A 12,450-nucleotide genomic window follows, 5' to 3' on the forward strand; every position below is an offset into this window, starting at 1 on the left:
CGCGCGGAGGCAGGGGTTCGGAGGGAGCGGGTTTGAACACCGCTTCGACCACGGGCTCTGGCCGCTCCTCCACGGTCACGGGGCGGGAGAGCCACCAGGCGCAGAGGACCGCGCACAGGCCCGTGAGGAGGGCGGCGCCACCGATGAGCCACGAGCCCGTGCCGCGGGACTCTCGCGAGGGCGTCACCCGCGTCACGCCATCGGAATCCGTGCGACGCTCAGGGCCAGACTGCGGGGAACGCATGTTCTCGGGGAGCCTCCGGGGCGCGTATGCTACGGAAGCCGCTCGCTCCGAAGCAATGCGCAGGCCGCCACCCATGAACGTCGACGCGTCCGGCCCCTTCCCCGTCCACGCCTTCACACCCAGGCTGCGAGCCCTGGGGGCCCTGCTGCACGCAGGGGTCCTGGGCACGCTCTGCTACTTCACGGTGCTGCTGTTCCGGGACGTGCTCGCGGGAAGCCAGGAGACGCAGCCCGGCCCGCTGGCGACGGGACTGGCGGTCGGTGGGTTGCTGCCGCTCATCGCGCTGCGGCTGTTGCACCTGGGCACGCGGGCCACGGTGACGGTGCGTCCCGAGGGGCTCGTGCTCACCCAGCCGGGAGGCGCGCACTTCGAGATTCCCTTCGAGGCCCTGGCGTCCGTCCGGCCCTGGAGGCTGCCCATTCCGGGCCCTGGGCTCACGCTGATGCTGCGCACGGGGCGCGCGTTCGATTACGGCCTGGAGCTCCAGGACCCCGCGCCCCTGCTCACGGCGCTGGGGCCGTTGGGCGCGGCGCGTGAGCATCCGCTGGTGCGTTACGCGCAGGCGCGAAGCGCGAAGTGGCGCAGGCGTTGGTACGACTGGCTGCTGAAGTACGGCTTCGTGCCGGGAGTCATCGCGGCCATCTTCTTCCGGGCGCACCAGTACATCTCCTTCGGGGGCGCCTTCGGCGAATGGCAGATGTACGGCCTCCAGGCGTACCTGTTCACGTTCGTCCGCACGTGGCTGCCAGTGTTCCTGGCCCTGCTCCTGTTTGGCTGTTTCTGGAGGGCGCTCGCGGAAGCACTGTGTTTCGGAGCCGCCTGGCTGGGGCCCCGGTGGACGCGCCACGTGCGCACGGGAGCGGAGTGGACGTGCCGGGCCCTGTATTACATCGCGCTGCCGGGGTTCCTCGCGATGCGCCTGCTGGCCTGATGCATTGGAGGCCTCACGGCCGTCCTGGTAGGTTGTGTACGTGCTTCGACTCCTTCTGCTTTGCGTCCTGATGAGTTCCGTCGCTGTCGCCAGCGGGCGCGAGAAGAACAGCGTTCGCGCGCTCATGCTTTCCGAGCATCCAGACGACGACACCCATCGCATCCACGTGAAGGGGCAAGTGGTCACGACGTTGCGGTTCGAGAAGGCAGTGGATGCAGGCAGGACGAAAATGCTCGGCTGGGAAGGTCGGCTCGAACCGTTGGCGGTGGTCCGCAACAAGGTCATCCTTGAACCGCTCCACGACCTCAACGACGAGGAAGGGATTCCGCTGGTCGTGACGCTGGTGGACGGAACCGAGGTGCCGTTCCTCCTGCGGCCGCCGGGGTGGGAGCAGCAGGAGCGGCCCGACCAACAGGTCGACGTGTACAAGAACCGTGAGGGCTACGCGGCCATGCACGCGGCGCTGCGAAGGGCGCTCCAGGAGAACGGCACCCTCGCCGAGGAGAACCAGCGCTACCGCAAGGAGGAGACCTCGGAGGACCACGCTCTGGCCGCACTCCTTGTCGCAGGAGCTGTCGCGCAGACGCCCTTCACGATTGCGAGTCGAATCAATGGAGAGGATGGCGACACCCGGCTCAAAGCGACCGTGTTCCGAGGCAAGGGCAAGGCTGCGGTCGTCCTCACGATCAAGAATCTGTCGAAGAAGCAGGACTGGAGCATGAAGTCAGCCCGGCTCCTGAGCATCGTGAGCGGCAGGGAGAGCGCCATCGCCGTTCGCTCGACACGCCCATCGATTGCTCCGGGTGAGTCCGGTGTGGTGGCCTTCGTGGCGGACCGGAGCGCATTCATCGAGGACGGCAAGTTGACCTCGGTGTTCCTGGAGTTCTATCGGCAGGACGGCCTTCGGCAGGCGGTCGTTCAGCTAGATCCTGATCTCGTTGCACAGTAAGAGCGCGACGTATGGCCTCCACCAAGCTCGCGCTCCTGGGCTGCGCAGTGCTGCTCGTGATGTCGTCCGGATGCCCAGGCTCCGCCACGCGAGGAGTGACCCTTCGTCCTGACGGAACGCCAGGACCTGAGAAGTGCCCGGAAGAGGCCCGCAAGGCGATGAACTACTTGCGGCTGTTCGTCGGTGTCTCCGCGTGGATCCAGCTCGATGCGAATCAGTCGAGCGGCCCGCTCGCGCTGTATGAAGGCTCGATTGAAAGCGTGCTCGAAGACGACCTCGGCCCTCTGGCGGCACCGGCCCGGCTCTATGGCCGGGTCTGGACCAGCGGTCCCCAGGCGGTCATCCGGTATTACGCAGCCCAGCCCTTGGATGGAGGGGCTCAGGTTCCCATCTGCGCGGTAGCGCGACTGGGCATCGGGCAGCTCCGGAAGCTGCCAGACTCCAAGCCTGGAATGGCCGTCCTCGGAGCACCCAGCGCAGGGGTCTACATCGTGGATGAGTTCAGGTAGCACCACCCCTCATCTGGGAGGCGACGGACCTGTGCATCTCGCTCGGTGGGCGGACTGCCCCGCTCATCACCGAACCGGGCTAGATATCGCGGGATGCTTCCCGAAAAGATCTACCTCATCGACCGTGCCCCCCAACTGGTGAAGGCCTTGGCCGAAGCCTTCGATTCGTTCGACTTCGTCTCCGTGGTGGAAGGGGACTTCTTCTCCGTTCCCGCTGACGCGATGGTCAGCCCGGCCAACAGCTTTGGCATCATGGATGGAGGGCTCGACCTGGCCATCCGGGACACGCTGGGCTTCCAGGTGCAGGACGCGGTGCAGAACGCCATCCTGGAGCGGCATCACGGGGAGCTTCCTGTCGGGGCCGCGGAGGTCGTGTCCTCAGGAGACGCGCGTTGGCCGTTCCTCGTGGCCGCCCCCACCATGCGCATCCCTGAAAGCGTCGCCCAGACGGTCAATGCCTATCTGGCGTTCCGCGCCATCCTGCTCGCGGTGAAGCGACACAACGAAATCGCCGGAGCGCCCGTCATCCGGACCCTTGTCTGTCCGGGCCTGGGCACCGGCATCGGGGGGCTCGAAGTCAGACGGTGTGCGGCGCAGATGCGGATGGCCTTGAAGCAGGTGCTCGGCCCAGCGCGCATCCCGTCCTTCCTGGATATTCATCTCGTCCACCGGGCACTGCGCACCACGTAGCCAGGCTCAGACCGCGTCGAACCGTCCCCCCACGATGCCAACGCGCTCCAGCGCGGACTTGATCTCCTCATCAACGACGATAGGCAGGGTCCAGCCCCGCAGCCGGAAGATCCGGGCGTCCCTGACCCGCTCCGGATCAACGCGGAGGCCATAGACAGCTCGATACTCCCCGACCTTGTCCGGGCGACCGTCCTCTGGAAGCCACCGCTCTACCGCCCGACATGCCTTGTCATCAATGCAGTCGAGCAGCTTCGTGACGACAAGCAGGAAGAAGGGCTCGCTCGTACCTTCGATATCGACCGGAAGAAGTTGCGCGTCATCGGGGGCCAGCCTTTCAAGCACTGTCGCGACCCGAGCACTGACAACAGGTGTCGATGCGGCTCCTGCGGCAGTGAAATCAAGTTCCCTGCCGGGACGCCTGAACGGAACCGTCAACCGGCCACCCACCTCGACCCGCTGCCCCTGGGTGAACCGCCAGATGCTACGAGACCCGCTGGCATCCTCACCGACGGGGTCACGCAGGTACCAGCGACCTGGGACATACACATCCTCCGTCAGCGAAAAGAATCGTTGTGCCATGCGGTTAATCCTTCGTGACGAAGCGCCGAAGATTGCTACCAGACGTCATGAGGTCGAGCGCAATCTTCTGTAACTCCTGGAGCAACGCAGCCCTACATTGCGCGACCCCCTCGCAGCCTTTCATGGCGAGCCCGAGCCTCTCGAAGACCGTCGCATGGTACTCCCGTGAATGCGGCCCTCGGTGCCCCTTGATACGCACCTTGTTCGCGGCGTCATTCAGCGACATCCCGGCCTGCTCGAAGAATTCCTCGTAGCGAGGCGTCCACGGCCCACCTGACGCATCGGACACCTCGTTCTTGTCCGTGCAGATGTGATGCACATCCCCATCGGGGTCTCCCTGGATTCCACCCCCGATCCCCATCGCGAACGCGGCCACCGCCGTGGGCGCGAGCGTGACGTTCAGCACCCCGGCCGCCGGCATGGACAGGGACCGCACTTCCCCGGAGAAGACCCTCGCCAGTTGGAACCCGCCTTCGACCTCCGCCCGCACCGCCGCCTGCGCGAAACCCGGCATCCTGGGCCCCTGTGAGGCCAGGGCGTTCTTCCCACCCATCGCCGTCAACGCGACGATGACCAACACCCGCGCCCCGTTGCTCCCCAGCACCCTTCCGAACCGGTGCCCCACCTCCTTCAGTTCCTCGGGACTCCGGGCCACCTCGGACTCCTCCATCAGCCGCAGGAAGCCCCGGCCCAGGTTCCACACGGGCCCCGCGCCCAGATATGCGATCAGCGACGCGGTCAGCGCGAGCGCGACGATCTTCGTGATGGGTTCGGGCATGACCAGCATCACCAGCGCGCTGCCCACCGTCGCTGTGACCATCGTGCGCAGCACCGCTGGATCCATCAGGTCCTGGATGACGTCCGCCACGCCCTCCCAGACCGTGTCGAACGCGAAGGAGAGCGCCATCATCCGCCGCCCCATCGCACCTGACATGGGCCCGCGCCCCAGCAGGCTCAGGCAGGCCTCCCGCGCATCCAACTCCTCGCAAATGCGCGCGGACAGCGTGCTCCCAGCGCCATCCACCACGCCCCCAGCCGAAGCCAACAGCACGTGCCGTCCAGACGTCCCGAACGCCACGTCCAGTCGCGTGTCGAGCACCCACTGCACGACCGCCTGCCTGAACACCTCTTCGTCCACCTCCACCGGCGCGGGCGAAGCAGGCGTGTACGCGATGGGCCTGCCCCGCCCCGTGTCCAGATGCACCACGCGCGGCGTCGCGCACCCCACCGTGAGCAGCAGCACCACGAGCCAACAGGTCTTCATGCAGCCTCCGAACATGACAAGGCCCCCGACCCAATGACAGGTCGGAGGCCTTGGGAACTACGACCGCGGACTCAACTCACGGCGTCGCGGGATCGAAGTTGGAGATCGACCAACCCATGCGCTCGTGGCCGAACTTGTTCCAGTCCGGGTTCTTGCCGTTGACGATCTGCGCGTCCGTGTAGCCCGGCGCGGCCGAACCGGAGCCAGAGCCAGAGAAGATGTTCACGCTGATGGTCGAGCCCGTGTACGTCGGGTGCGTGTTGTCGGACTGGATGTAGTCGTAGCTGGTGCTCGCGTTCGCCAGGTGCAGGTTCGCGTCGCGCAGCGTGCTGCGCAGGGTGACGCTGATGCGCTGCACGTAGGCGTCCTCGGTCTCACCGGCGCGGTAGGCGATCGCCTCGGAGTCCACCTGGCCGTCGCCGTTGCGGTCGTAGTCCGCCGCCATCATCTCCGCGAAGGAGTCCGCGCACTTGAAGCCGTACTTGGACGCCAGGTTACAGGCGCGCCAGTTGCTGCGCGCCAGGAGCGGCAGGAAGTAGGTCTGCTTGTTCACCTTCTGCCCCGTCGCCGAATCCGTGCAGGCCGTCAGCACGTTGTCCGCGTCGTAGCCGGGGTAGTAGATGTTCGCGATGACCTTGACCTTGGCGCTGGTCGCGTACTGGTTGATGGCCTGCATGCCACGCTCCATGTACGTGGTGCACGCCGTCAGCGCCGCCTGCAGGCCGCTGTAGTTGCACGTGCCCGTCTGGTCCGTGAACGCGCTGCGCGCCTGCAGGTAGTCGTTGCCGCACATCTCGAACATCACGACGCGCGTGTTGGCCGTCTGCATGTAGGAGCGGTCCGCGACGATCTTGTTGTTGTAGATGTCGTCCGCCTTCGCACCGGACTTCGTGCGGCGGATGACCTCCACGTTCGTGCCCCACTTCTTCGCCGCGTACTCACCTTCCACCACGGGAGCGCCACGGCGCGCCACGCTGCCGATGCCACCGTTGTAGCCGGCGAAGATGGAGTCGCCGTACGCCACCACCCGGTACGTCTGAGACGCCGAACGGTTGATGGTCCACGACGTGTTCTGGTTGATGGTGCTGGCCATCGCGCTTCCACCCAACGTGGTGGCGGCGAGGACGGCGACGAGGGACAGCCCGCTGCGACGAACGGACATACCGGCTCCTGAGGAGGTAGGGGGTCTCTCCCCTGCACGGGGAGAGGCGGCGCAAGGTACACGGGATTGACTCTGGAATCACCAACCAGACCCGAAATAGCTCCACAACCAGCATTGCTGGTTGAGCATGAATTCCGCCATGGCGCGTCAGAGGATGGGGTGTCTGTCCTCACGGATGACGCGACGCCCCGGATTGACGCGTTGTTTCACCATGTTTCAGGGCCGGCGGCCCCTGTTTGACTGGAAGAATCCGCTGTCTGTGTTTGGGCGGAGGGTGGAGCACTCTTCCGGACCGGGGTTGCCGCGCCGCGCCTAGACTCCACGGCCGTGAACCTCCCCCGGAGTGCCCGAGCGCTGGGACAGTGGCTGCTGCTGGGCGGCGCGGTGGGCGGAGTGTGCGGCGTGGCGTCCGCGGTGTTCCTGGCGCTGCTGGAGTGGGCCACGGCGTTCCGGCTCGCGCACGGGGCGCTGGTGTACGCCCTGCCGGTGGCGGGGCTGGTGCTGGGCGCGGTGTACGGTCGGTGGGGCGCGTCCATCCGGGGTGGCAACAACCTGGTGTTGGACACGGTGCATGAAGGGGACGCGGTGATTCCCCTGCGGATGGCGCCCATGGTGCTGGTGGGCACGGTGCTCACGCACCTGTTCGGCGGGAGCGCGGGGCGCGAGGGCACGGCGGTGCAGATGGGTGCGAGCCTCGCGGACCAGATTGCCCACCGCTTCCGCGTGGCACCGGACACGCGGCGTGAGCTGCTGGCGGCGGGCATCGCGGGCGGCTTCGGTTCGGTGTTCGGCACGCCGCTGGCGGGGGCAGTGTTCGGGCTGGAGGTCGTGTGCGTGGGACGGCTGGGCTACGAGGCGCTCCTGCCCGCGCTCACCGCGTCGGTGGTGGGGGACCTGGTGACTCGGGGGTTGGGCATCCATCACACGGCGTACCCCACGCCGCAGGCACTGGCGTTGACGCTGCCCGTGCTGGGCAAGTGGCTGGTGTTCGCGGCGGCGGTGGCACTGGTGGCGGTGGCCTTCATCGAAGGCACGCACGGGCTGAAGAAGCTGCTGGAGCGACGGGTGCCGTGGTTGCCATTGCGCATGGCCCTGGGCGGCCTGGGCGTGGTGGCGCTGTGGAAGCTTGCGGGGACGGACGACTACCTGGGCCTGGGCGTACCCGGCATCCTGCGTGCATTCCAGGACGTGTCGCTGCCGGGGGACGCGTTCGCGTGGAAGCTCGTGTTCACGGTGGTGACGCTGGGCGCGGGGTTCCTGGGCGGAGAGGTGACGCCGCTGTTCTTCATCGGGGCGGCGCTGGGCAACGTGCTCGCGCGGCTGTTGGGATTGCCAGTGGACCTGGGCGCGGCGGTAGGAATGGCGGCACTGTTCGCGGCGGCGGCGAACACTCCCCTGGCACTGTCATTGATGGCGGTGGAGCTGGTAGGCGGCGCGGTGCTGCCGCACGTGGCCATCGTCGCGACGGTGGCGTACCTGCTCACCGGGCACCGGGGCATTTATCCGTCGCAGCGCATCGCCCGAAGGAAGCTGGGCGGGCCGCTGCTGGACCGACTCGTTTCCCTGCGGGAGTTGCACGAGACGCCCCGGAAGCCCGGGGCGCCCTGACGGCCACGGAGTCAGTGCCTGGTGGTGGTGGTGACCGGGGCCTTGGCGGGGGCGAGCCCTTCCGTGTGCCAGAACTCCACGTGCCCGGTGTCGAGCGCGTAGATGGCGGAGACGACGGCGAGCTCTCCCGCGTCCACCTTCGCCTTGAGCAGCTCGGAGCGCTGGGTGAGCTGGCGGGTGACGGCGTCCACGTTGGCGTGCGCGGCCTTCACCACCTTCGGGTCATGGCGATCCGCGTCGGTGAGGCCCGCGTCGGTGAGGTTGCTCTTCACCGACGAGACCAGCGCATCCAGGTAGGGGGAACCCGCGCTCTGCCCATCCGGGATGGCGAGCCCGGTCTTCACGGCGCCGCAGGACTCGTGGCCCATGATGACGATGAGGCGCACGCCAAGATGGGCGACGCCGTACTCGATGCTGGCCAGGGCCAGGGGCTCCAGCTCGTTGCCCGCTTCCCGCACGACGAAGAGCTCGCCCAGGCCCTGATCGAAGACCAGCTCCGGCGGCACGCGTGAATCACTGCACGCGACGACGATGGCGTGCGGATGCTGCTCGGAGGCCAGCGCGTTGCGCACGGCGATGGTCTGCGCGGGATGCCGCGCCACTCCCTTGGTGAAGCGGAGGTTGCCCTGCTCCAGCCGGTGGAACGTGACCGGCGGTGCTTCAGGCTTCACGGCGGGATGGGCGGGGTGCGCATCCTCGGCGAGCGCGGGCAGGGCGGTGCCCAGCAACGCGAGGGCCGCGACGGTGCGAAGAAGAGGAATCATGGTGAGAGACCTGTCGTGGGGTGTGCACCGGGCGGGTGAGTCCAGTGCCCCTGGTGCGTAACAGGGGCACGAATCGGGAACCACGGATTCCAGGTCAGGCCATCAGGGCGTCACTGGGTGTGGGCAGCCGAGCAGGCACCTGCCAGCGGCATCAGAGAGGCACACCGAAGCCGATGGCTATCTACTCACGCTTAGGGAGCCATGACTTGAAGTAGAGCTTTAAAATCAACGAGTTGCGTAAAAATCCAACATCGTTATCTACTCACTTATCTACTCATGTCCGCGCCCTCCATCCCCCACTTCCTGGATGTCGTCCAGCGCCTGCAACCGGTGCCGGCCGAGGCGCTTCAACAGCACTTCGGCGTCTCACAGCAGACCCTGTCCCGGTGGATCAAGGCCGCGGGGGATGCGGTCTGCCGGATGGGACGGACCCGGGGCGCCTTGTATGCCCGGACGCGCGTAGTGACGGGACTGGGAACCCAGGTTGCCCTCCACCGCGTGGATGCGTCAGGCCAACTTCATCGAGAGGGCTCGCTCCACTTCCTGTCCTCGGGCGGGATCTGGCAGGAGGCGATCCAGGGACCCGGGCAGCGCTTCGAAGGACTCCCGCCCTTCGCGGAGGAGATGAGCCCCCAGGGCTACATGGGCCGGGGCTTCCGTGAGCGTCATCCGGATCTCGAACTCCCTCCGCGCACCACGGAGTGGAACGATGATCAGGTGTTCATCGCCCTGGCGCGACGCGGAGAGGACTGCACGGGAGACCTCATCCTGGGTGAGGAGTCCCTGAACCGGTACCTGGCCACGCAGGTCCAGGAGATCCGCCGCGACAACTACCCCGAACGGGCCCGGACCTTCCTGGCGGATGGCTCGGGCTCGTCCGCTGGAGGCGAGCAGCCGAAGTTCGCCGTCTACGCCGAAGGCTGTCACGTGCTCGTGAAGTTCGCGGATGCGAGCGCGGGCAGCGCGGGACAGCGCTGGAGGGACCTGCTCGCAAGCGAACACCTCGCGTTGGAGGCCGTGCGTGCGACAGGGCTTGATGCAGCGAAGGCCCACGGGTTCGACCTGGGAAACCACCGGTTCCTGGAGGTCGAGCGGTTCGACCGGATCGGTCTTCGTGGAAGGCGAGCCCTGCTGTCGCTGCGGGCCATCGACAACGAATACATCAGATCGGGCGGTAACTGGACCGACGTGTCCTTGCGCCTGCTCGCCGAACGCCGCCTGTCCCACGAAGACGTCCGGCGGATCCGCTGGCTCGACACCTTCGGTCAGCTCATCGGCAACGTCGACCGGCACCTCGGCAATGTCTCCTGCTTCGTGGAGTCACCAGGACGGTTCCGGCTCGCGCCCATCTACGACATGTTGCCCATGGTATTCGCACCCGATGGCGCGCACCTCGTCGAACGAACCTTCCGACCCGCGCCACCGACCGCGAACAACCTGGACCTCTGGGCGGATGCCGCACGCCATGCACGGACCTACTGGGACACGCTCATCGCATCCACGAATCTCAGTGAGGACTTCCGCCAGCGCTGCGCCACCTGCCGGAACCAGCTCGCGGAACTCATCGCCCGCGTACCCGTGGGCTGACCGTCACGGCCCCGCCTGCGCCGTCACATCCCCGCGCCGCCGCAGCTCCGGTGTGGCCACGCGGAACTCCGCGGGCAGCATGCGCAGGATGCGCTCCCGTCGGTAGCGGGCGCCCGCCAACCGCTGCTCCAGGGCCACCTTCTCCGCCCGGGCCGCCTTGTCCGGGCTCCCGGCGCGCAGGGCCAGCGCGGCCAGCCTCCGGGACACCTCCTCCACCTCGCGGTCGATGAGCACCGGCTGGATGTTGCGCTTCGCTCGGGCCTTGCGGCCGGAGGCGTTGTTCTCAATCCACACCGGCAACACCGCCACGTCCCCCAGCGCCACCGCCACGCCCTGATCCGCGCGCGTCACCCCCACGCGCAACAGCAGCGAGTCCCGCTTGTCCCCGTCCGTGCCCGACCTTCCGGGCGCGTGCTTGTAGAACCGCCCCTGGTTCGCCACCAGGTTGCCCAGCGAGTACGCGATGAGTCCCCGCCGTCCGGACTTCGTCGTGTACGCCTCCAGCGGCTGGAGCACGTGCGGATGGTGCCCGATGACCGCCAACGCCCCGGCCTCCAGCAACGCCTGTCCCAGCGCCCGGTCCAGCGGGTGCGGCGTGTCCGTGTACTCGCGCCCCCAGTGCCCCATCACGAACAGCGCGTCGCACTTCGCCGCCGCGGCGCGCACCAGTTCCACCGCCTCCTTCTCACCCAACCCCCGACGCGACGCGTGCTCCGGATAGGGCACCAGCGCCACGTGCGGCGCGTTCGCCTCCTTCGGGTTGCTGAAGCCATTCAGGATCCGCGTGAAGGACAGGAAGCCCAACCGCACCCCGCGCACCTCCATGAACACCGGCGCCCAGGCCGCGTCCCGCGTGGCCCCGGTGCCCACATGCCGCAAGCCCGCCGCGTCCAGGTGGCGCAGCGTCTCCACCAGCCCCTCGACGTGTTGGTCGCGCGCGTGGTTGTTGCCCGTGGACACCACCTTCACGCCCGCCCCCACCAGCGCCTGGACCATCGCGGGCGGCGCGTTGAAGACCAGCTCCTGGGTGACGGCCTTGCGGTTGTCGGTGACCGGCGTCTCCAGATTCACCACGCCCACGTCCGCCGTTCGCAACACGTCCGACAACGGGCCGAAGACGTGGTCCCAGCCTTCGTGGTTGAGCGACGGCGCCGCGCCTCCGCCCGGAGGCACCGCCCCGGTGCGCGCATGCGCCCGCGCCACCGACTTCACCTCGCCGTGCGGAATCACATCCCCGCCGAAGACCAGCTCCACGCGCGCGGGCGCGGCGGCCCCCCAGGACGGCACCCACCACAACAGGAGCGCGGACACGAGGCCCGCGCGTCGCCTACCCACCGCCACTGGACTCCCGCACCCCGATGATGACCTCGCGGTTCCAGGGATCGCGTCGGGTCGTCGCGGGACACCCCGCCTCCCGCATCCACGTGAGCCAGTCCTCGCGGCGGAACAGCCCGAAGCAGTGGCGCTCCTGCGACATGCTCACCGTGCCATCCGCTTCGCGCAGCAGGTAGGCGAACGCGGTCTCGAAGGTCTCATCCTCCGGGTCCGGATCCCACGTCCACATCAGGTAGCGCATCCCCCGCCCATCCGGCGAGTCATGCCCACCCGACTCCGTGGAGGGCTCGAAGGTCTCCCGCACGTAGTCCGGCAGCAACACCACCGCGCCGCCCGGCCGGCAGTGCGCCACCGCCGTCTGGACCGTTGCCCGCGCCGAGTCCCGGTCCGCCGCGTACATGATGGCGTCGTGCACCATCACCCGGTCGAACGTGCGCCCCAGCCGCAGGGACGTCATGTCCCCCACCCGATGCTCGCACTCGGGATTGACGGCCCGGCTGACCGCCACCATCTCCGGCGCGCGGTCCGTCAGCGTCAGCGTGAAGTGTGTCTTCAGGTGGAACGCCAGACTCCCACCGCCCGCGCCCAGCTCCAGCATCGTGGTCGCCGGCCCTTCCGCCGCCGTGCGCAGGATGTCGAGCAGGTCCTCCGCCTCCTCCACGTACTCCTCCGGAGGCGAGAACAGCGGCCACCAGGACGCGAGGTCGGTGTAGAGCTGGGGCTCTTCCAGCGGGGGAGGAATCACGGTGCGCAAGGCCATGGCTGTCTTCCTCAGGGACGGTCCAGCGTTCTACCGCCCGCACGAGGGGGACGTCCACGACGTCCCCC

Annotated in this window: 12 protein-coding genes and 1 pseudogene; 6 read left to right on the top strand and 7 right to left on the bottom strand. The window is 67.8% G+C overall.

The window, feature by feature from the left end:
• Positions 1-187: pseudogene (locus D7V88_RS07330) on the bottom strand (hypothetical protein); the annotation flags it as partial.
• Between the two features lie 130 nt (positions 188-317).
• On the opposite strand from D7V88_RS07330, the gene D7V88_RS07335 reads away from it, so the two are divergent.
• From D7V88_RS07335 to D7V88_RS07350, 4 genes are all read left to right on the top strand, one after another.
• Positions 318-1,175 (top strand): hypothetical protein, encoded by an 858-nt coding sequence (locus tag D7V88_RS07335; protein ID WP_120539887.1) that lies wholly within the window; start codon positions 318-320, stop codon positions 1,173-1,175.
• A 40-nt stretch (positions 1,176-1,215) separates the two neighbouring features.
• Positions 1,216-2,124 carry a DUF2381 family protein gene (locus tag D7V88_RS07340; RefSeq protein ID WP_341870659.1) on the top strand — a complete coding sequence of 303 codons (909 nt, stop codon included), beginning with the start codon at positions 1,216-1,218 and terminating at the stop codon, positions 2,122-2,124.
• A gap of 11 nt (positions 2,125-2,135) precedes the next feature.
• On the top strand, positions 2,136-2,633 hold the full coding sequence (locus D7V88_RS07345) for a hypothetical protein (RefSeq protein WP_120539888.1): 498 nt from the start codon (positions 2,136-2,138) through the stop codon (positions 2,631-2,633).
• 93 nt (positions 2,634-2,726) lie between these two features.
• Positions 2,727-3,323 (top strand): macro domain-containing protein, encoded by a 597-nt coding sequence (locus D7V88_RS07350; protein ID WP_120539889.1) that lies wholly within the window; start codon positions 2,727-2,729, stop codon positions 3,321-3,323.
• Between the two features lie 6 nt (positions 3,324-3,329).
• Here D7V88_RS07350 and D7V88_RS07355 read toward each other — a convergent pair whose 3' ends face one another.
• The 3 genes from D7V88_RS07355 to D7V88_RS07365 all read right to left on the bottom strand — a co-directional run bounded on the left by D7V88_RS07355 (position 3,330) and on the right by D7V88_RS07365 (position 6,328).
• Positions 3,330-3,902, bottom strand: coding sequence for an imm11 family protein (locus D7V88_RS07355; RefSeq protein ID WP_120539890.1), 573 nt, complete (start codon positions 3,900-3,902; stop codon positions 3,330-3,332).
• Positions 3,903-3,906: 4 nt separating this feature from the next.
• On the bottom strand, positions 3,907-5,166 hold the full coding sequence (locus tag D7V88_RS07360; RefSeq protein ID WP_120539891.1) for an AHH domain-containing protein: 1,260 nt from the start codon (positions 5,164-5,166) through the stop codon (positions 3,907-3,909).
• 76 nt (positions 5,167-5,242) lie between these two features.
• Entirely contained in the window at positions 5,243-6,328 is a 1,086-nt protein-coding gene (locus tag D7V88_RS07365) for an SGNH/GDSL hydrolase family protein (RefSeq protein ID WP_120539892.1), read from the bottom strand.
• A gap of 327 nt (positions 6,329-6,655) precedes the next feature.
• Here D7V88_RS07365 and D7V88_RS07370 point away from each other — a divergent pair, with 327 nt between their 5' ends.
• Entirely contained in the window at positions 6,656-7,936 is a 1,281-nt protein-coding gene (locus tag D7V88_RS07370; protein ID WP_120539893.1) for a chloride channel protein, read from the top strand.
• An 11-nt stretch (positions 7,937-7,947) separates the two neighbouring features.
• Here D7V88_RS07370 and D7V88_RS07375 read toward each other — a convergent pair whose 3' ends face one another.
• Complete coding sequence (locus tag D7V88_RS07375; RefSeq protein ID WP_120539894.1) at positions 7,948-8,700, bottom strand: carbonic anhydrase; 753 nt, start codon at positions 8,698-8,700, stop codon at positions 7,948-7,950.
• Between the two features lie 276 nt (positions 8,701-8,976).
• On the opposite strand from D7V88_RS07375, the gene yjjJ reads away from it, so the two are divergent.
• The gene (gene yjjJ / locus D7V88_RS07380) at positions 8,977-10,287 is read left to right on the top strand and encodes a type II toxin-antitoxin system HipA family toxin YjjJ (RefSeq protein WP_120539895.1); all 1,311 of its coding nucleotides are present in this window, start codon (positions 8,977-8,979) and stop codon (positions 10,285-10,287) included.
• A 3-nt stretch (positions 10,288-10,290) separates the two neighbouring features.
• Here yjjJ and D7V88_RS07385 read toward each other — a convergent pair whose 3' ends face one another.
• A complete protein-coding gene (locus D7V88_RS07385; RefSeq protein WP_244238038.1) occupies positions 10,291-11,622 on the bottom strand; it encodes a CapA family protein in 1,332 nt (443 codons plus the stop codon).
• The gene (locus D7V88_RS07390; protein ID WP_120539896.1) at positions 11,615-12,382 is read right to left on the bottom strand and encodes a class I SAM-dependent methyltransferase; all 768 of its coding nucleotides are present in this window, start codon (positions 12,380-12,382) and stop codon (positions 11,615-11,617) included. The genes D7V88_RS07385 and D7V88_RS07390 overlap by 8 nt, the downstream gene beginning before the upstream one ends.
• Positions 12,383-12,450: the final 68 nt, after the last annotated feature.

The organism is Corallococcus terminator, from assembly GCF_003611635.1.
Taxonomy (GTDB): Bacteria; Myxococcota; Myxococcia; order Myxococcales; family Myxococcaceae; genus Corallococcus; species Corallococcus terminator.